Here is an 18,931-nt window from a genome sequence, read left to right as displayed (position 1 = left end):
GTCCAGGCCCTTCTGGATCCGCGGTGCCGCCGCGGTGGCCGGCCAGGCGGCCGACTTCCGGACTCGACCTGATCACGCCGAGCGACTGAGTACCGCACCGGAGCGGTGCTCAGTCCGGTGAGGTGTGCCGGCGCCACGACGACCTCGCTTTCGGGTCTACAGTCGCGTAGCGAAGCGAGTGAAGAGTGAAGGGTGTGGCATGGGGGGACTGCAGTCCGGGGGCGGAACGAGTGCCGTCGCCGCGTCGGCGCACGCCGGGTGCGAGCGGTTCCGGCTGACCGATCCGTTCATCACCCGCAGGACCCGCAAGGCGCTGGCCGCGCGCGTCGGCCACCCCGACACCGGCGCCGGGATCCCCGAGGCCCGGTGGACGCGGGCGATGACCTTCGAGAGCCTCGTGCACTCCGAACTCTTCGTCTCCGCGCTGCTCACCCAGGCGGTCGGACGGCTCGGCCTCGCCCGCCCGGACGCCGTCCGCCGGCGCGACTGCCATGGCGACCTCGCCGACACGGCCGACGAACTGGCCCGGGCCCACCGTGAGGCGGAGTCCTCCGGTGCGGCGACCATGCTGACCGCGCTCGCCGTCCCGTACCTCGACCTCGAGTCCGTCCCCGACGCGACCCCCGTCCAGCCGGACTTCGCGATCGTCTGCCCCCGGGAGGAGGACGGCCGTACGGGCGGCTCCTGGCTGATCATGGGGGACGCGAAGGACTACGAACGGGTCCGCGCGCGCATCGACGACGGCCGGATGCTCAAGGGCTTCCTGCAGGTCGCGCTGGGCGCCGAGTCCGCCGCCGCCTGGAGCGGGCTGCCGACCGGCATGCGCGTGCACCGCCACGGTGCGCTGGCCGTACCGCGCAACGCCTTCTTGCAGCCCGAGGTCGTCGTGGAGCTGCTGGACGACCACCGGACCGAGGTCCGCGCGAGGGCCGATGAGCGGCTGAAGGCCAAGGCCGAGCTCGGCGCCGGGTTCCCGGCGGAAACGGAACTCGTCCCGTACGTCGCCCGGCTGACCGCGAACTTCGATCCGCGCGGCTGCGTGACCTGCAACCTCTTTTCGTACTGCCGGTCGGAGCTGCGCAATTCCGACGACCCGCGCGCCATCCTCGCCGAGATCGGGATCGACCGTCTCCGGCGTCCCGCCGTGGCGGGGCTCGTGACCGGTGAGAGCACCGACGGGCCCGCGCCGCGAAGCATCGTCGACCAGGTGCGCTCCACCGTCACGGGCCTGCCGTCCTGGACCGGGCGGCTGCGCATCGACCCGTGCGGCCTGCCGGGCACCGTCGACCTCGTCCTCGTGAAGTCGGACGCGTCGGCGCTGGGAGTGCACGGTGTGGCCGTGCGGAAGGTAGGGGCCGACGGACCGGCCGCCTGGGTTCGGCGGGTGTTCCCCGACCCGCAGTCCCCGTTCACCCGCCGGGCCGTGATGCGGATCCTCGGCGCGGCCGTCCGCGAGCTCCGGGAGGCGGGGGTCGGGCCGGTTCACCTGGTCGTCCCGGACCGGTCCACCGCCGACCTGCTGGCCACCGCCGCGGACTCCCTGGCCGGGGTCGAGCTCAGCCGCCTCCGTTGGCACCACGACCTGGACAGCGGCCGCCCGGCCCTCACCTTCGACGGGGAGCCGGCCACGCTGCCGGAGCCGCTGCACGACGACGAACGGCTCGCGGTCAGCTTCCTTCTGGAGGAGGACCGGGCCCGCGCCATGAGCCTGCGCACGCCCATCGTCGACGTACGGGCCGTGCTCGCCACCCACGTGACGCCCGGTGGCCCGGCCGCCGACGCCGGCCGCCTGGACTACCTCCTCACCTGGGCGGAGGCCACCGACCCGCTGGACCACCGCGAGGTCTCCGACGTCATCGCGCAGCAGCCGGAGACCCCCGGCGCCCGGCTGTCCAACGTCGTGTCCGACGCGATCGACAAGGCGCGGCGCGAGGAGGACCCGGCGGCGTACGAGGCGCTCGTCGGCGCGGCTCTGGACTACCGCGTCCAGGTGCTCGAGAGGGCGCAGCGCGTGCTCGGGGGAGTGGGGGCATCCCGCCTGCGTGAGGTGCACCGCGTCCTGGAGGCCGACGCGCAGGAGGTCTGGGGCCGCCGTGTCGCACTGCAGGCCTCCGACCTGGTCCGCTTCTCCCGGATGTACTCGCACTGGCGCAACGCCCATGTCGACCTGCTGGACGCCGATCGCAAGTGCTTCGACCAGCTCACCTGCCTCGTCGACACCTCGGTCGCACGCGACAGGGCGGCCGACGCCGGGATCCGCGAACTGGCCCTGGCGACCGTGATCGGCCTCGACCCCGTCCGGCTCGACGTGCAGTCACGGCGTCTGGGCGACGGGGCGGAGGTCGTCGCCCTGCACGTGGGTGATCGTGCCGTCGTCGAGCAGCCGGCCACGACCTTCAAGATTCAGCGAGGGTCTTTCAAGCTCGGGCGGTTGCCGATCGGGGCGCTCAGGCGTCTCGACGGCCTCGAGGGACTCCTCTGGGACCCCGAGGTCGTCCCCGACCTGGCGGTCGGCGACACCCTGGTCCTGGCGGACGCCACCTGGTTCACGCGGTTCAAGTCAGGCCATGAGCTCGCGGTGAAGCGGCCGTCCCCGGACGACCGGTCCGCTCCGAAGGTCACCTGCACCCCGGAGGCCTACGCCGAGGACCCGGAAGAGCACCAATGGTGCTGTCGGCCGCACACGGTCGCCGAGGCGGAATGGGCGGACACGCTCGCGGAGCGCCGATCCCGCGGTGAGCTCAACCCGGAGGTCTGGCCGCCGCTGGTCGACGAAGAACGGTTCGACGTCAGAGCGCCTGAGGAGGTACCGCTCCTCGTGGTGCCCATGCCCGTCCCCGACGATCTGACCATCGACGACCTGGACTGAACGGGAATGACGATCACCTTCTCGGCCCCCGCCGTACCGCCTGAAGAGGCGCTCCACCACGAGTCCGCGGCCGAGGGCAACATCGAGGCGGCGCAGCGAGCCATCTCCGCGCTGCTGTCGGCCCTCGAGGGGACCGCCCAGTACGACAGGATCCTGCTGCGCGCCGCCGCCGGCGCCGGGAAGTCCTACGCGCTCGTGCGCATGGTCCGCGAAGCCCTCGCCCATGAGAACTGCGCCAGGGTGGGCGTCACCGCGTTCGCGAACAAGCAGGTGTTCCCGCTCGCCGGCGAACTGGGCAGAGAGCTGGGCGCCTCCCGGGTCTGCCTGTTCGTGGCCAAGGACCGGCTGCCCGAGGTGCCGCAGGACGTGCTCGACCAGGTCTCCGTCGCGACCTCCGCCGGCGGCGTCCCCGACACGTGCGACGTGGTCCTCGGAACCTCCCACAAGATGGGCGCGTGGGGGGAGCCACAGCGGTTGCTCGACCGCCTCGGTCCCGGCGTCAACGCCACGCTGCCGTTCGACGTGCTGTTCGTCGACGAGGCCTGGCAGCTCCCCCTGCACCGCTACGCGACGGTCCAAGGACTCGCTCCGCTGTCCGTCGGGGTCGGCGACGTCGGCCAGCTGCCGCCGATCGACCCCGGCCAGAATCCCTGGCGCGGCGACCCCGGCTACAACCCCTACCGCGCCTGGCCGACCGCCTACGAGGGCGACGAGAAGACCTTCGCCGTGGACCTGCCCGCGGTATGGCGCCCGACGGCCGCGCAGCTTCCGCTCTGGCGCGCCTTCTACGGTGACTGGGACCGGCTGGACTGCGTGGCGGCCCCGGGCGACCGGACCGTCGAACCGCCGGCCATGACCGGACCCGCCGCCGCGGTCTGGGCGTCCGTCGCCACCGGCACGCCGACCCTGCTCGAGGTCGAGGGCCTCCCGGACCCCGAGGCGCCGGACATCGACCCGGACCTGCTCGGGGTGGTCGAGGAGGTGCTCATGCCCCTTCTGGAGGGCGGGTTCGCGATCACTCGCCGACGGTACGACGGCGTCGGCAGGCCCCTGAACGAGGAGCGGATCACGTCCGGCGCGCCGTCCGGGGATCCTCTGATCGTCGTCCTCGCCACGCGCAACCAGGCCGTGGACGACGCGACCGCGATGGTCGAACGCCTCACCGACAAGTACGGTCTGCCGGAGGGCGTGCTGCTCGCCTCGACGGTGGACTCCTGGCAGGGGCAGACCAACGCCATCACCGTCGCCGTCCACCCGCTGTCCGGCGCCGACCGGCTGGACGAGTTCAACTCGGCGTTCGGCCGGCTCGCCGTCACCTGCACCCGGGCCACCCACGGGCTGCTGATGGTGGCCCGAGCCGGTCTGGACGAGTTGCTGGGCGAGGCTCCGGCCCGGCCGGGTACGCCTCTCGGCGAGCCCGGAAACCGGTCCCTTCCGCGCCAGACCCACCAGCGGATCCTGACGACCTTCAGCCGCGGGACGTGGCGGTTCGGTCCCACGTCACCGTGAACGGGAATCCCCTGACTGGCGATCGGCCCACGGCGGCCATACGTCGCCCGCGCCGAATGAGCGACGCTCGCCCTACCTGATCCTGTTCCCGGTGGGTGACGAGCGCGGCCCCGGCCACCACCGCGACGCTTACGCTCGCCTGGAGTCGCGGGCCACGGACAGGCCCCAAAGCACCAGCGGCACCTGCAGGGGCAGGCGTCCGTACGCGGCCGCACGGTACGGCAACGCGCGGTGGCGCCAGTCGTAGGCCATCTTCACAGCCGAGTGCGGAGCGGGATGCCATGGTCGTTCACGCTATCTCGGCGGGTCGTCCGGGGCGCCGCCGTCTTGTGCTCTGGACGCAGATCAACGCCACAGACCGTGCGGAGAAGCAATAAAAAGGGGCAAGGGGATTATCCACTCCTTGCCACTACCAACGTATAGCGCATGGGGGGCCTTGCCACAAGGCCCCGGTCGTACCGCACAATTCCCCTTCGACACCGGGACGTACGGAAAGTGGGGGCTGCGGAGTGCGCGTCGTGTTGGTGACCTACGGGTCGCGCGGGGACGTCGAGCCGATGACGGGGCTGGCGCTGCGGCTCCAGGCTCTCGGCGGCGAGGTGCGGGTGTGCGCGCCGCCGGACTTCGCGGAGCTGCTGGACAGTGCCGGCGTGCCGCTGAGCCCCGTCGGCTGGCCGATCCGCGCGCTGGCGACGGGGGCCGTCTCCGGCAAGGCGCGGGTGGGCCTGTCCGACATCGCCGCCGAGCTGACCGCCATGGCCTACGAGACGGTCGCCGGGGCGGCCGAGGGCTGCGCCGCGGTGGTGGCCACCGGCTCGTTCCCGGCCGTGGCCGGTGCGCGGGCGGCCGCCGAGAAGCTGGGCGCGCCGTTCGTGTTCACGTCCTTCTCCCCGTGCTACCTGCCGTCGCCGCACCACCCGCCTCGCCCCCGGCCGGGCCAGGTGATCCCCGCGGAGGTGACCGACAACCGGGAGCTGTGGGACCTTAACGCGGAGCACATGAACGCGCTGTTCGCCGAGACGATCAACACCCACCGGACCTCGGTCGGCCTGCCGCCGGTGGACGGCACCCGCGACCATGTCTTCACCGACCACCCGTTCCTGGCGGCCGACCCGGTCCTGGGCCCGTGGCAGGAGACGCCGGAGCTCGACGTGGCACAGACCGGCGCATGGATCCGGCCGGACGAGCGCCCGCTGCCGGCCGGCCTGGAGGCGTTCCTGGCCGCCGGCGCACAACCGGTGTACGTGGGCTTCGGCAGCATGCCGATGCGGGGCGCGAACGCGCAGGAGGTCTCCCGGGCCGTCATCGAAGCGGTCCGGACGCAGGGTCACCGCGTCCTGCTCGGGAGCGGCTGGGCCGACCTGGCCCTGATCGACGACCGGGACGACTGCTTCGTCGTCGGCGAGGTCAACCAGCAGGCGCTGTTCCGCCGGGTGGCCGCGGTCGTGCACCACGGCGGCGCGGGCACCACGACGACGGCGGCCCGCGCCGGGGTACCGCAGGTGATCGTGCCCCAGGTCGCAGACCAGCCGTACTGGGCGGGCCGGGTGACCGAGTTGGGCATCGGCACCGGACACGACGGTCCGACGCCGACCGCCGAGTCCCTGTCGGCCGCGCTCAAGATCGCTCTGGCCCCCGAGACCGGTACCCGCGCGGCCACCGTGGCCGAGACGATTCGCACCGACGGGGCGGAGCTGGCCGCGAAGCTTCTGCTCGACATGATCGGCCGGAGCGGGCCCGCGGTGTCCGCGGGCTGATCCCCCGCAGATCACAGAATCCGGTCGATCGCGAACAGCGGTGGACAGCGCGCCGGCCGGCCTTGGATGCTGCATGACGCGAAACTGGTCGCCGTGGACGTCGCCACTGGGACAGTCCAGTACGCTACCGTCCCGCTGCCGGGCGACCGCTCCATCAGCGGCCTGACCACGGACGATAAGGGCCACGTGTGGGGCTTCTCGACCTGTAGGATCTTCGAGTTCGACCCGGCCACTTCAAGACCCCGGGCGATCTTCGCTCGGGGTCTTCTCGCAGGTCACGCGCGGTGGGCAGGGGGTGGACCGCCGGCCTTCCGCTTTCCGGGAGTGACATCGCCCCTGCTGACGCGGTAGGCCCCGCCGGCCGGTGCGGGAGCCTCTCGCCGGCTGGCCGGCTCCGCGGCCTGACGGAACCGGAAGAAGCGCTCACCACCGCCACCGCGTGCGGCGGACCTGACCACGGCGAGCGTGGGGGACGCAGACGCCGGTCGATGGGCGGTCAGGACGCGATGGCGGTGGTGAGCGAGCTTGCGGCGTGTGGGGGCGAAACCGCCGCATGGACGACGAACGCGCCGGCCGTCTCCGGTGCCGAGGGGGCCGGTGCCGTGGTTCGGCCGGTCGCCGAGACGCCCTGTCCCGTACCGCACCTAGGGGGCGGCGTGGTCTTCGGGAAGGCGGCGCGGCGCTCGGGGAACGCGTTCGCGGTCATGCCTCCGGTATAGACCGACGCCGCCGGGGAAACGGACTAGATTCACGAATGATGAATCAAGGGGATGTATCGGACACTCGTTCGCTACATTGAGGGCGTGGAACTACGGCAGCTAGCGTCGTTCCTGGCGGTTGTCGAGGAAGGGCAGTTCGCCCGCGCCGCCGCCCGGCTGTTCCTGTCGCCGCCCGCGGTGACGGGCCACATCCAGCGGCTTGAACGCGAGCTGGGCGTCCAACTCCTCGAACGCTCACCGATCGCACTGACACCGGCGGGCGAGCGCCTCGTGCCGCACGCCCGTACGATGCTCGCCGCAGCCAACGCCGCCTCCGACGCCATCAGCGATCTGCGTACCGATGAAGATCTTCCGCTGCGTGTCGGGGTGATGGCCCCCGGGTCCGCCGAGCTGACGCCCGCCATCCTGCGCGCCTTCCGCAAGGTGCAGCCGAACACCCCATTCAGCGTCGAGAACATCACCTTCGCCGAGCACACGAGCGCGCTGATCGAGCGCAAGGTCGACGTCGCGTTCGTACGCCCGCCGCCTGACGACGAGCGTCTCCGCGTCGACGTGCTCACCACCGAACCCCGCGTGCTCATCGTGCCCTCGACCGGCCCGGTCGCCGACGCGGACGCCGTACGCCTGAGTGACGTGCTCGATCTGCTCTTCGTCTGCCTCCCGGAGTGTGCGCCTCGGGTGTTCACCGACTACCTGTACTTCTCCTCGGCCCGCAACGGCATGCCGCCGCGCTGCGGCGTCGACGAGGTGGCGACCATCCAGGACGTGCTCACGAGCGTGTCGGCCGGGCGGGGGACCGGCGCCGCGCTGCACTCCTTCTCGCGCCTCTACCGCTGGCCCGGCATCAGCTTCGTGCCCGTGATCGACGCGCCCTGGGCACAGAGCGCGCTGGCCAGCCGCCGAGACGACACGCGCCCTCAGGTGCAGGCCTTCCGCGCGCTGGCCGCGCGGCTCGCCCGTGAACTCGGCCCCAGGCTCGCGTCCGCCTCCGAGCTGATCAGGTCAGCCCCCGAACCGAAGGCGTAGCCGATCGATCTGGCACGCATCTGGCACGGAAATCGGCACGCTCCGCTCGGAGGGCTGGAACATGGATGCCGACTGACCTCCTCCCCGCTGTCCCAGTCCCTTGGTGCGCCGGGGACACAGGAGGCACGATGTCACCCGACGTGTTTCCCCGGTTTGGCCAGGTCAGAGCCCGGCAGAGCTAGCGCTCCCCTCATGCAGGGCGGGCGCCCTGAACAGAGAAGCGGCTCCAGTGGGGCCGCTTCTTCGGTGTCCGGATCGCAGCGAAGGCCGTCGGGGTCATCTTTCGTTCGCCGACGCACCCGAAAGTGTTCGCCGCCGAGCATCGCCGTGCCGGCCGCCGCCGTGGAACAGTGAGATCGCCCGGCTCAATGACCGGTACGACCTCATCGGCTTCGATCCCCGTGGGGTCAACTACAGCACCAAGACGACCTGCGAGGGTACGCCTCCTCCCGATGTGGGACCCGGGCCACTGACCAAGGCGTCGGCCAAGCGGATCTACGAGGCTGTGGCGGCGGACAACGCCGCCTGCGGGCGGTCCGATCCGGCCTTCCTCGGGCAGCTGACCACCGCGAACGTGGCCCGGGACTGGATCGGGTGCGGGCCGCACTCGGTGAGCGCAGGTTCAACGGAACTTCGCGCGTATGGCGGCGTGGCTCGCGCGCTACCACACGACGTACGGCCTGGGCGCCACCGCGCAGCAGGTGCGGGCCGCGGTCTTGAAGCTGCGCCACGACTATGACGCCAACCCTAATAAGACGTTCACCGACCTGAACAGAACCATCGACGGTGCCTCGATCGCCCAACTGGCCGGCACGACCTCACCCCAATGGCCGCAGGCCGGCCGGGCGCTCGCCGAGCTGCGGGACGCGACCAGCTCCCAAGCACCGCCCACCGTCAAAAAGATCTTCGGTGCCGAACCGGCCAAGCCCGTCCCCGGCGCACCCGAGACGCAGAACATGACGATGAACCGGGCGACAGTCTGCAATGAAGATCAGAGCCGGCACGGTTTCTCCGCCGCCTGGACCGCCTACCAGCAGCGCCTCAAGCGCAACCCGGTGACGGCCTTCTACTTCGGCGCCGGATGCGCCGGATGCGCCGGATGCGCCGGATGCGCCGGATGCGCCGGCTGGCCGCTGCCCGTACAACAGACCCGGGCGCACCGCACTGGGGGATCGCTGGTCCTGTCCGGGCACCGTTACGACACGATGTCCGCCTACAAGTGGACCCTGCAGACGCAGGCCGCCATCGGCGGCAAGATCTACACCGTCGACGACGACGTCCACGTATCGGCCACGCGCGTGCCCGAATGCGCCGCAGACGTGGTGGCCTACTTCACAACGGCACCGCCAACCCGTTCCCGTTCATGGAGCTGCAGGACGTCCAGGAACTGTCCAACTTCTTCGAACGCCGCGTCTCGGCCTACCAGATCGCCGTCGAAAGGACCGTCAGCCTCGACGAGGGGCATCGCCCCCGGCAGGCACGGGCCGGCCGCGCGGGGATCTGTGAGGGCGGCGGGGTCGCGTCGCCGCCAGGAGCAGCCCGCCGGTCAGGATGCCGCCGCTGCCGAGCGCGGTGAGCTGGGCGATCGGCGCGCCGGTGAACGGCAGATGGCCGCCGTGCCCGCTGTTCGAGGACGGCGCGGCGGCGGTCGGGGAGCTGCTGGAGGACGAGGGTGATGGCGTCGGGGAATCGCCTCCGTCGTCGCCCGGTGGCGACTTCGACGGCGTCGGAGAGGTCGGCGGCGTCGGGGTGGTCGTCGGGGGCGGTGGTGTCGTGCCGCCCTCGCCGATCTCTCCCATCGGCACCTGGGTGAGGGCGAGCATGGCCTGGGCGGTGGCCCGGCGCCACTGGTCGAGCTGGTTGTCGGGGATTCCGCCGCTCTCGGCCTCCTTGAGCGACTGGGGGGTGTAGGCGATCGCGCCGATGTGCTTGTCGGCGGCGCCGGCGTTCGTGGTGGTGAGCTGCTGATCGCCGACGAAGGCGGCGGCCTTGTCGGCGGCGTCGGTCCTGCCCGCGGCGGCGAGGGCCTGCCCGGCCAGGCCGGTGCTGTTGGTGTTGGAGTACTCCGTCACCACCGACCCCTGGAAGGAGCCGTCGGGTTTTTGCACCGACAGCAGCCAGGCGACGCCCTTGTCGACGGCGGCCTGCGTGCCGTCGGCTCCGGCGGTGTGGGCCGCGAGCAGGGCTTGGACGGCCATGGCGGTGGTGTCGACGTCTTGCACCTGGTCCTTGGCGGGTGCGCCGGCGCACGGCGCGCCGCCGGCCACCGGGTACAGCCGGAAGCCCCCGCCGTCGCACTGCTGTTTGACCAGGAAGTCCACCGCGGCCTGGGGCACGCCCCCGCTGCGGGCCAGTCCGATGACGGCCAGGGATTGGTCGAACAGGTTCCCGCCGGTGGCCGCCGAGCCGGGGTTCTGCGTCTTGATCCAGCCTTCCTCACCTCCGGCGTCCGCGCCCGCGAGAAGGTCGAGGGTACGCTGCCGCATGTCGTGGCCGCCGAACTTCGTCGGATCGGCGCCCGAGGCGATGGCGGCGACCAGCACCTTCGCGGTGGCGCCCGCGATCTTGTATTCCGGCATGCCCCAGTCGACGCCGGTGGCGTAGGAGTCCACGTGATCGGCGAGGTTCGCGGTCACCTTGTCCGCGGTCGCGGCTTCGGTGCCGGCCGAGCGCAGGGCCAGGAGCGTGTCGATGGTCAGCCCCCAGTCGACGGGGGTGAACGGGCCGGGCATGGCGTCGTCGCTGAGCTGGCCTTTCAGCCATGCGGCGGCCGAGGCCGCAGCCGTGGCGTCGGCCGAGGCCGTGGCGTCGGCGCTCGCCCGCGCGACGAGGTGTGGGGCGATGCCGGCGAACGCCAGGGTCAGGCCGGCGAGTGCCGGGAACAGCCGGGTACGGAGCGGCATCAGCCGGGGCCCTTCCGGGAGAGAGCGGCTCGTGGCCGCTCCGTTTCATGCTCGTTGGCGGTGAAGGTCACGGGAGCGTCGAACGCCGCGCGGCGGGAGGCGCGGCGCAGTACGGCCAGGACGGCGGGGCCGACGAGGAGGATGGCGACGACATTGGTGATGACGCGGCCGGTGTCCCAGCCGAACGTGGAGGTGACGAGCGTGAAGATCACGAAGCGGTGCAGGTTCGCACCGACCGGCGCGCCGGGGATGTAGGACAGGTGGGTCGCGATGCCGGTCGTATACGGCCAGAACCACATGTTCATCATGAAGCCGAAGAAGTACGCCGATACGGCTCCGTAGGCGGCGAGCATCGCGATCTCCGCCCGGCCACGGACGTTGCGGGGCAGCAGACCCGCGCCGAGCCCGACCCAGGCCGAGGAGATCATCTGGAAGGGCAGCCACGGCCCGACCCCCGCGGTGAGCAGCGCCGAGGCGAACAGCGACGTCGCCCCGAGCACGAACCCGAAGCCCGGGCCGAACACCCGCCCGGCGAGGACCAGCAGGAAGAACACGGTCTCGATGCCGGCCGTGCCGGCGCCGAGCGGCCGTAGCATCGCGTTGACCGCGGACAGCACCCCGAGCATCGCGACGGCCTTGGTATCGATTCCGCCGACCGACATCTCGGCCAGCACGATGGCGATCAGCACCGGCAGCGTGAGGATGAAGATCAAAGGGGCGTCGGCGGTGTGCGCCATGGCCTCGGGCTTCGGCGCGGCGAACAGCGGCCAGAAGAACATGGCCGCCCCGGCCGCCGAGGCGAGCAGCAGCACGACGGCGGTCCGCGGGGTGATCCGTACCGGGTTCACGTGGCCTCCTTCACCGGAGGGGAACCGGGGATATTGCGTTTTCGATTCGCTCACTCCGCTCGCTCATGCCAGTGCCCGTTCCACTTCGGCGACGGACAGCCAGGGCTGCGGGCTGAGGATCTTGGCGACCTGCGGTGCGAACGCCGGTGACGACACGATCACGTCGGCGGTCGGACCGTCCGCGATCACTTCGCCTTCGGCGAGGACGACGACGCGCGCGGCGACGCTCGCGACGAACTCCACGTCGTGGGTGGCGACCGCGATCGCGTGCCCTTCGGCGGCGAGCTCGGTGATGACCTGCCCGAATCGTCGTTTGGCGTGGTAGTCCAGGCCCCGGGTCGGCTCGTCGAGCAGGACGGCGGGCGGCGCGGCGACCAGTTGGATCGCCAGGACGAGCGCGAGGCGCTGGCCCTCGGACAGGTCACGCGGATGCCGGTCGCCGTCGATGCCCGCGGCGATCCGGTCCAGCAACCGCCGGCACGTCCCCGGCGCCGCTCCGGACTCGGTGTCGGCCTGGGCGCACTCGGCCTCGACGCTGCCCAGGTAGAGCAGGTCGCCGGGGGTCTGCGGCACGAGTCCGACGATGCGGCGGGCGGTCCGTGCGGGTGCGGTCTTGGGGTCCCGCCCGCCGACGGTGACCGTGCCGCCCTGGCGGGGCCCGGACCCCTGCAGGGCCCACAGCAGGGAGGATTTGCCGGATCCGTTGCGGCCCATGACGGCGGTGACCTCGCCCTGATGCAGCGTCAGGTCGATGCCGCGTACGGCGATCACCTCTCCGTACCGGACCGCGACCTTGCGCGCGCGGAGCGCCGGCGCTCCGATCGCATGAGCACGGTCCGGTGCCTTGTCCGCGAGACGTCGCCGGAGCGCGGGCGCCGCACGGCGGGCGTCGCGTACGGACAGCGGCAGGGGATCCCAGCCGGCGAGGCGGCCGAGCTCGACCACGGGCGGGGCGACCTCGGAGCCCGCCAGGACCTTCGCGGGCGGCCCGTCGCGGACGACGCCGCCGCCGGGAAGGTGAACGATGTGGTCGGCGTACTGCACGACGCGCTCCAGGCGGTGCTCGGCCATGAGCACCGTGACGCCCAGGTCGTGGACGAGACGGGTGATCGCCGCCAGGACGTCCTCGGCGGCCGCCGGGTCGAGCGCGGAGGTCGGCTCGTCCAGCACGAGCACGCGCGGGTGCGCGGTGAGGACCGAGCCGATCGCCACCCGCTGCTGCTGACCGCCCGACAGGGCGCGCAGCGGCCGGTCCCGCAGCTCGGCGATGCCGAGTAGGTCCAGGGTCTCCTCGACGCGCTTGCGCATCACCTCCGGCGGGACGGCGAGCTGTTCCATGCCGTAGGCGAGCTCGGCCTCGACGGTGTCGGTGACGAACCCGGCGAGCGGGTCCTGCCCGACCACGCCGACCAGGTGGGCGAACTCTCGCGGTGGACGGCTGCTGGTGGCGACTCCGGCGACGGTGACGCGGCCCCGCAGGTGCCCGCCGGAGAAGTGCGGGACCAGCCCGTTGACCGCCTGCAGCAGCGTCGACTTGCCCGCCCCCGTACGGCCCGTCACGACGCACAGCTCGCCCTCGCCCACGCTCAGCCGTACCCCGGACAGCACCGGCTCGCGCGCTCCGGGGTAGGTGATGGTGACGTCGTCGAACTCGATCACGCGGCGGCCTCCACGGGCTTGAGCGGTGGCGGTGGCGCCGCCCACGCGGGCAGCGCGGCCACGACGACCGCCGTGACCGGCAGCGGCGCGAGGACCGGCCACCGCAGCGGGGACAGCGAGGGGTTGAGGCTGGTCGCGCCGTACCGGGCGGTGAGGTACAGCAGCGCGCCGGTTCCGATGCCGGCCGCGGCGACGAGGACTTCGGCGGTACGCCAGCGGTCCGGCCGGTAGACGGTCGTGCGCACCCCGCGCCCGCCCAGCAGGAACCCGCCCGTCGCGACGGCGAGGCCGGTCAGCAGCATCGGCAGGCCCAGATAGGGCGGCGCGCCGGCGTCCAGCAGTCCGTAGACGCCGGAACAGACGCCCAGCAGACCGGTGATGACGAGCAGGCCGGTGACCAGCCGGATCCGGCGGGGCACGCCGCCCGTCCGGCCGTACCCGCGCGAATCCATCGCGGCGGCCAGCAGCAGCGACCGGTCCAGCGCGTCCTCCAGCACGGGGATCACGATCGCGCGCAGCGCCCGCATCCCGCGCTGCGCGCCGCCCCTCAGCAGCCGCGCCCGCCGGACGCGCACGACGCTCTCGGTCAGCTGCGGAGCCACCGACAGCGCGACGATCACCGCGACCCCGACCTCATGCAGCGCCGCCGGGAGCGCCTTGAGCATCCGTTTCGGGTTGGCCAGGGCGTTCGCCGCACCCAGGCAGACGAGCATCGTGGCCAGCCGCAGCCCGTCGTACAGCCCGCCCAGCAGCTGCTCGGCGGCGACCGGCCCGAACAGCCGGATGCCCGCCGCCCACGCGGGCAGCGGGATCTGTGGCAGGGCGAACAGCACGTGGTCGCCCTCACCGCCGCCGAAGACGACGCGGAACGCCACCCGCATCACGACGATGAACGCGCCCAGGACCAGGTACATCCGGAACGCCAGCGCCCAGGGCGCGTCCCCGCGCCGGTAGACGACCACCAGGGCCGCCGCCGCGATCATCATGATGAGCAGCAGCGGGTTCGTCGTACGGCTCGCCGCCGCCGCCAGGCCCAGCGCCCACAGCCACCACGCGCCCGGATGCAACTGCCGCGGCAGCCTCACGAGCGACCCCGTCGCAGCCGCGCCCCGTACGCCGCGCAGATCACCAGCGTCAGCAGCACCCCGACGCCGAGCAGCGTCCAGCCGAACGCCCCACCGCCGTCGTGCTCGGTCGCGGCGACCGGCTCCTTCGGGTCGTCACCGCCCGTCCACCCCGGCGCCTCGGCCGGCGTGTCCGTCGGGCCCGGCGTCCGGACGGGGATCGCCGGTGCGCTCGCGGACGAAGTCCCGGACGGCGCCGCCGACGTCGGCCCGCCACCCGACCCCCGCGTCGCGGAGCCGCCACCCGGCGCACTCGACCCGGCCGAACCGTTCGACCCTGACGAGCCCGTCGAGCCCGTCGAGCCCGTCGAGCCGGTCGAGCCGGTCGAGCCGGTCGAGCCGGTCGAGCCGGTCGAGCCGGTCGAGCCGCCGGACGCGTGACCGCCCGTTGAGGCCGGTCGAACGGGCGCGATCCGCGGCGGCGGGTTGGTGGAGGCGGTCCGGTTGTGGGAGAACGACCAGCCTTCGAAGCTGCCCGCCGGGGGCGTCCGGTTCTTCACCCCCCATTCGCTGTAGTGCCAGGAGCCGCCGTTCGGGGAGTACCAGTAGGACCAGTACGCGCTGGCGGGCGGGGTGTCGATGCACGGCTCGGTGTCCGGGCCGGGCCTGCCCTCGATCCGGCAGATGAAGCCCAGCCCCCAGCGGGAGGTGCCGGTGACCTGGATCCCGGCGTGCTGCAACGCGTCCAGCCCGGTGGCCTGCGCACCCGGCGCGCACCGGACGATCGTGGTGCCTCCGAGGTCCTGGAAGTCGATGACCACGGTGACGCCGTTAGCGTCCGGGCAGAACCCGGCCTGGCCTGGCCGGGCCACGGCGTTCGCGGGCACGACCGGAACGATCGTGCCCGCGACCAGCATCAGGGCCGCGAGTACCTTCATCCGCGCACGCGAGTAGGGCGCACCGGCGTCACCCGCGGCGGCGGGTTGGTGTCCGGGCCGGCGTTCGTGGAGAACGACCAGCCCTCGAAGCTGCCTTGGGCGGGCACGTACGTACTGGCGCCCTGGTTGCTGTAGGTCCAGGTGCCGCCGTTGCTCGCGTGCCAGTAGGACCAGTACGCGCTGGCGGGCGGGGTGTCGACGCAGGGCTCGGTGGCCGAGGTCGGCTTGCCGTTGATCCGGCAGACGAACGCCAGACCCCACCGCTGCGTTCCGGTGACCGTGAACCCGGCGTTCTGCAACGCCGCCAGCCCGCTGGCCTGGGCACCCGGCGCGCAGCGGATCTCCGTGGCGCCGCCCAGCGCCTGGTAGTCCACCACCACGGTGACGCCGGTGCCGCCCGGGCAGTAGCCCGCCGTCCCAGCCCGCGCCGGTGTGATCCCGGTCGCGGTCGCGGGGGAGGGGGTGAGCGCGCCGACCAGCGCTCCGGTCGAACAGACGACGGCCAACAGCTTTCGCATCCTTGCCCCTTCGGCAACGGCCTACCGGGGCGCCAGGGCACCAGGGCACGCGAAACCCCCGCGGCGCTGCGCGCCGACGGGGGCGGAACGGACCTGGTAGCCCGGACTCCACCCTGTAGACCTCGACAGATGTGAGTCGATCACTGATCCCCGGGCGGGCATTCCGGCTCACGATGGACAGGCCACCGTCTACGGTTGCGGGTCAGCGCCGGGTTTCGACCGGCTTCCCCCGCTCGGGAACCTATGTAGTTATCCGTCCGACCTGATGCGAAAGATCACGTCTGGTGGGACACGACTGGAATGTAACCCATCCGATCCCCTTCAGCGTTGACCGCAACCGGCCAGCAGGCGTCGGGCCCGGCGAATCCCCTGGTCGACGGCGCGACCCTAGCTGCATGCTTGATGTAACTGCGACTTCTTTGCAATAGTGGTCGCATGTCGACGTACACGCTGCCGGACCTGCCCTATGACTACGCGGCGCTGGAGCCCGCGATCACCGGGGAGATCCTGGAGTTGCACCACGCCAAGCACCACGCCGCGTACGTCAAGGGCGCCAACGACACTCTCGATCGGCTGGCCGAGGCGCGGGAGAAGGAGCAGTTCGGCGGGCTGGTCGGGCTGGAGAAGACCTTCGCGTTCAACCTGTCCGGGCATGTCCTGCACTCGATCTTCTGGCAGAACCTGTCCCCGGACGGCGGGGACCGCCCCGACGGGGAGCTGGCGGCGGCGATCGATGAGCACTTCGGGTCCTTCGACGCGTTCGCCAGGCAGTTGTCGACCGCGACGTCCACGGTGCAGGGGTCGGGGTGGGGCGTGCTGGCGTGGGAGCCGCTGAGCGGCCGTCTGGTGGTGGAGCAGGTCTATGACCACCATGGCAACGTGGGGATGAACACCACGCCGCTGCTGGTGTTCGACGCCTGGGAGCACGCCTACTACCTGCAGTACCGCAACGTCCGGCCCGACTACGTGCAGAAGCTGTGGTCGCTGGTGAATTGGACGGACGTCACCGCGCGCTTCGACGCCGCCCGGGCGAAATAGGCCGCGACGCCTCCCGAATCGGCTTCATGCTCCGAAACATGTCCCAGCCGGTTCGGGAGGCGTCGCCTCACCGTCTTTCAGTGGAGCCTCGTGTGCGCATCGACCTCACCCTCCACCAGGGCGCGTCCGCGCTGGACGCCACCGACGTCCTCGCCGGCCTGTACCGGGACGCCTTCTGCGCTCCGCCGTGGAACGAGGAGGAGTTCAATGCCGTGAGCTTCACTGGGCGGCTGCGCGCCGACGTCCAGCGGCCTGGCTTCGTCGCCGTGATCGCCGAGAGCGCCGGGCGGCCGGTCGGTTTCGGAACCGCCTGGTGGACCCGGGCGCCGTTTCCCACCGATCGGCGCTACGGCGAGGTGGCCGCCGCGCTCGGGTCCCAGCGGGTCACCGGCTGGCTGATCGGCGCGCGGAAGATCGACGAGCTCGCGGTGTCGCCGCACGCTCAGGGCCAGGGCATCGGACGGTGCCTGCTGGACAGGCTCACCGGGTTGGACGAGGGCCGGGGCACCTGGCTGCTGACCTCGACCAGATCCCCGGTGACGGTGCCGTTCTACCGCAAGTGCGGCTGGCACCAGATCACCCACCCGCGCGAGGGCGAGGAGGCGATCGTGGTGTTCCTGTCGCCGCATCATCCACAAGCGCCGTCCCACGGGGTCGCCGCCGAGGCCCGGAACGGCTGACGAGGGGAGAACGCGACCATGGTCGAAGCCGATCGGCTCCGCGACTACTAGCGCAAGAGCGGCGCATCGCCGGGCGACGACTGCCGGCGCTCCGTGCCTGGTGGGCCCGGTGCGTCGAAGCGGTCAGGACCCGATCACCCCGGTTCCGGCACGCCGCACGCATGGGTACGGCGCTGGCGCTGACCATGTTCCTGGCCGTCGGACTGCACCTGTCTCACCCGCACTGGCTGGTCGTGACCGTACTGTTCAGCCTGCGCGACTCGTCGCGATGATCTTCGCACAACTGCTGTTTCCGGCCGGGATCCAGCGGCGGATAGCCGAGCGGCTGGCCCGGTTGCTGCACACCCATGCCGTTCTCGCGCGTGCGGTCGCCGAACCGTCCAAGGGGCGCGAGTGCCGGATCCGCGGCGCGGACCGGAAGGCGGCGTCGGCCGCCGCCACGCTCGAAGCGACCGGCACCAGGCTCAGGCGGAAGGCTGCGTCACCCGACGAACAGATCTCGCGCATCGGTGAGACGGGCAGAGCCGCGCGGCGGCTACGAGAACGCCTGACATCGCCGGCGTCCTTCGCCGCCGTCCCGGTCGGTGCCATCGCTACCGCCGCGCGTGAAGTCGCCGACCATCTTGACCAGGGCGCCGACGAGGCTCTCGCCTTTCCCTACCCGGGTTCGGCAACGCCGCAGGCCGAAGTCGGCATCCGCGATCAACGCTCACCGGAGCCGCCCGGCCGGCGCCGGGCCGGACTCGTCGGCCACCTCGCCCCCGGTGCAACTTCGGCGGAGCCTGCGGGTGCTGCAGGCACTCGCGACTTCGTGTACGGGCTGATCGCTGACGCCGAGCGACTCAGGGAACTAGCCGCGCGACGGTGACCGGCCGGCCCGGCGGAGGGTGACCGCGCGACGCATGGGCGGCTTCGGTCGCGTCGATGGCAGCTCGTGAGGAACAGGGAACCGGGGAACTGGGTACCGCCCGGCGGCGGCCGGCGCTGGGCATCGGTGCTCGCCGGACGGCGCGCGGACCGGGCCCTGCCGGTCGATCCGGTGCTCGGCTGCTTCCGCGACGAGCCGGCCAACGAGATTTGGCGCTTTGATCCAATTTGTCCTGGCCGGCGACAACCTCGGAACGCCGTTTCGCTCGCGGGGAACCTCCGCGGCGTTCGCCAGGTGGAAATTCTGTTCGCGATCCCGACGTACGCCTTCCTCCTGGCTGTGCTCCTGCTCATCGCGGTGGGCACGGCGCACGCAGCCGCCCACGGGTTCGCCGCCGAGGCGCGAATCGATCACCGGAGCCATGCCGGAGAGTAAAGCTCTCTCGTCTGCGTTGACACCGGTACGAGAGGTGGGAAGCTCGAAATAGGGGCACTGGCCTGCGGATATTCCTATTTCCGGCAGGCGTTGGGTGATT

At 71.9% G+C, this 18,931-nt stretch carries 14 protein-coding genes, 1 pseudogene and 1 riboswitch; of the genes and pseudogenes, 9 read left to right on the top strand and 6 right to left on the bottom strand.

Features of this window, described 5'->3' with window-relative positions:
* Nucleotides 1-199: 199 nt before the first annotated feature.
* The 5 genes and pseudogenes from AB0K82_RS18730 to AB0K82_RS18710 all read left to right on the top strand — a co-directional run.
* Nucleotides 200-2,869 carry a hypothetical protein gene (locus tag AB0K82_RS18730; RefSeq protein WP_364398397.1) on the top strand — a complete coding sequence of 890 codons (2,670 nt, stop codon included), beginning with the start codon at nt 200-202 and terminating at the stop codon, nt 2,867-2,869.
* A 6-nt stretch (nt 2,870-2,875) separates the two neighbouring features.
* Entirely contained in the window at nt 2,876-4,378 is a 1,503-nt protein-coding gene (locus AB0K82_RS18725; protein WP_364398396.1) for a hypothetical protein, read from the top strand.
* Nucleotides 4,379-4,896: 518 nt separating this feature from the next.
* The gene (locus AB0K82_RS18720; protein ID WP_364398394.1) at nt 4,897-6,135 is read left to right on the top strand and encodes a glycosyltransferase; all 1,239 of its coding nucleotides are present in this window, start codon (nt 4,897-4,899) and stop codon (nt 6,133-6,135) included.
* Between the two features lie 803 nt (nt 6,136-6,938).
* On the top strand, nt 6,939-7,880 hold the full coding sequence (locus AB0K82_RS18715) for a LysR family transcriptional regulator (protein ID WP_364398392.1): 942 nt from the start codon (nt 6,939-6,941) through the stop codon (nt 7,878-7,880).
* A gap of 641 nt (nt 7,881-8,521) precedes the next feature.
* Nucleotides 8,522-9,163 (top strand): annotated as a pseudogene (locus AB0K82_RS18710) (hypothetical protein); the annotation flags it as partial.
* A gap of 162 nt (nt 9,164-9,325) precedes the next feature.
* Here the strand turns inward: AB0K82_RS18710 and AB0K82_RS18705 are convergent.
* The 6 genes from AB0K82_RS18705 to AB0K82_RS18680 all read right to left on the bottom strand — a co-directional run bounded on the left by AB0K82_RS18705 (nt 9,326) and on the right by AB0K82_RS18680 (nt 15,810).
* A complete protein-coding gene (locus AB0K82_RS18705; protein ID WP_364398390.1) occupies nt 9,326-10,783 on the bottom strand; it encodes a prenyltransferase/squalene oxidase repeat-containing protein in 1,458 nt (485 codons plus the stop codon).
* Nucleotides 10,783-11,631, bottom strand: a complete 849-nt coding sequence (locus AB0K82_RS18700; RefSeq protein ID WP_364398388.1) for an ECF transporter S component — start codon at nt 11,629-11,631, stop codon at nt 10,783-10,785. Before AB0K82_RS18700 ends, AB0K82_RS18705 begins: the two co-directional genes overlap by 1 nt.
* Nucleotides 11,632-11,694: 63 nt before the next feature.
* A complete protein-coding gene (locus tag AB0K82_RS18695) occupies nt 11,695-13,290 on the bottom strand; it encodes an ATP-binding cassette domain-containing protein (protein WP_364398387.1) in 1,596 nt (531 codons plus the stop codon).
* On the bottom strand, nt 13,287-14,375 hold the full coding sequence (locus AB0K82_RS18690; RefSeq protein WP_364398385.1) for a CbiQ family ECF transporter T component: 1,089 nt from the start codon (nt 14,373-14,375) through the stop codon (nt 13,287-13,289). The genes AB0K82_RS18695 and AB0K82_RS18690 overlap by 4 nt, the downstream gene beginning before the upstream one ends.
* Nucleotides 14,372-15,292, bottom strand: coding sequence for an ABC transporter substrate-binding protein (locus tag AB0K82_RS18685; protein ID WP_364398383.1), 921 nt, complete (start codon nt 15,290-15,292; stop codon nt 14,372-14,374). The genes AB0K82_RS18690 and AB0K82_RS18685 overlap by 4 nt, the downstream gene beginning before the upstream one ends.
* Nucleotides 15,289-15,810 carry a hypothetical protein gene (locus AB0K82_RS18680; protein ID WP_364398382.1) on the bottom strand — a complete coding sequence of 174 codons (522 nt, stop codon included), beginning with the start codon at nt 15,808-15,810 and terminating at the stop codon, nt 15,289-15,291. The genes AB0K82_RS18685 and AB0K82_RS18680 overlap by 4 nt, the downstream gene beginning before the upstream one ends.
* Before the next feature lie 135 nt (nt 15,811-15,945).
* A riboswitch (cobalamin riboswitch) is annotated at nt 15,946-16,091 on the bottom strand.
* A gap of 154 nt (nt 16,092-16,245) precedes the next feature.
* Here AB0K82_RS18680 and AB0K82_RS18675 point away from each other — a divergent pair.
* The 4 genes from AB0K82_RS18675 (at nt 16,246) to AB0K82_RS18660 (ending at nt 18,831) form a co-directional block, all read left to right on the top strand.
* Nucleotides 16,246-16,848, top strand: coding sequence for a superoxide dismutase (locus AB0K82_RS18675; protein WP_364398381.1), 603 nt, complete (start codon nt 16,246-16,248; stop codon nt 16,846-16,848).
* A gap of 80 nt (nt 16,849-16,928) precedes the next feature.
* Complete coding sequence (locus AB0K82_RS18670) at nt 16,929-17,528, top strand: GNAT family N-acetyltransferase (protein WP_364398380.1); 600 nt, start codon at nt 16,929-16,931, stop codon at nt 17,526-17,528.
* A gap of 268 nt (nt 17,529-17,796) precedes the next feature.
* Nucleotides 17,797-18,396: a hypothetical protein gene (locus tag AB0K82_RS18665; protein ID WP_364398378.1), complete on the top strand. Its 600-nt coding sequence runs from the start codon at nt 17,797-17,799 to the stop codon at nt 18,394-18,396.
* A 126-nt stretch (nt 18,397-18,522) separates the two neighbouring features.
* Complete coding sequence (locus AB0K82_RS18660; protein WP_364398376.1) at nt 18,523-18,831, top strand: hypothetical protein; 309 nt, start codon at nt 18,523-18,525, stop codon at nt 18,829-18,831.
* The last annotated feature ends 100 nt before the right edge of the window (nt 18,832-18,931 follow it).

It is taken from the genome of Actinoallomurus sp. NPDC052274 (genome assembly GCF_040679475.1).
In the GTDB taxonomy this organism is placed as follows: Bacteria; Actinomycetota; Actinomycetes; order Streptosporangiales; family Streptosporangiaceae; genus Actinoallomurus; species Actinoallomurus liliacearum.
Note: the sequence above shows the minus strand (reverse complement) of the source record. Positions and strands in the feature narration are given on the sequence as shown.

Coding starts and splice junctions, on each gene's coding strand:
- AB0K82_RS18680 (WP_364398382.1), bottom strand. CDS start 15,810: ATGCGAAAGCTGTTGGCCGTCGTCTGTTCGACCGGAGCGCTGGTCGGC.
- AB0K82_RS18665 (WP_364398378.1), top strand. CDS start 17,797: ATGATCTTCGCACAACTGCTGTTTCCGGCCGGGATCCAGCGGCGGATA.
- AB0K82_RS18730 (WP_364398397.1), top strand. CDS start 200: ATGGGGGGACTGCAGTCCGGGGGCGGAACGAGTGCCGTCGCCGCGTCG.
- AB0K82_RS18685 (WP_364398383.1), bottom strand. CDS start 15,292: ATGAAGGTACTCGCGGCCCTGATGCTGGTCGCGGGCACGATCGTTCCG.
- AB0K82_RS18675 (WP_364398381.1), top strand. CDS start 16,246: ATGTCGACGTACACGCTGCCGGACCTGCCCTATGACTACGCGGCGCTG.
- AB0K82_RS18705 (WP_364398390.1), bottom strand. CDS start 10,783: ATGCCGCTCCGTACCCGGCTGTTCCCGGCACTCGCCGGCCTGACCCTG.
- AB0K82_RS18725 (WP_364398396.1), top strand. CDS start 2,876: ATGACGATCACCTTCTCGGCCCCCGCCGTACCGCCTGAAGAGGCGCTC.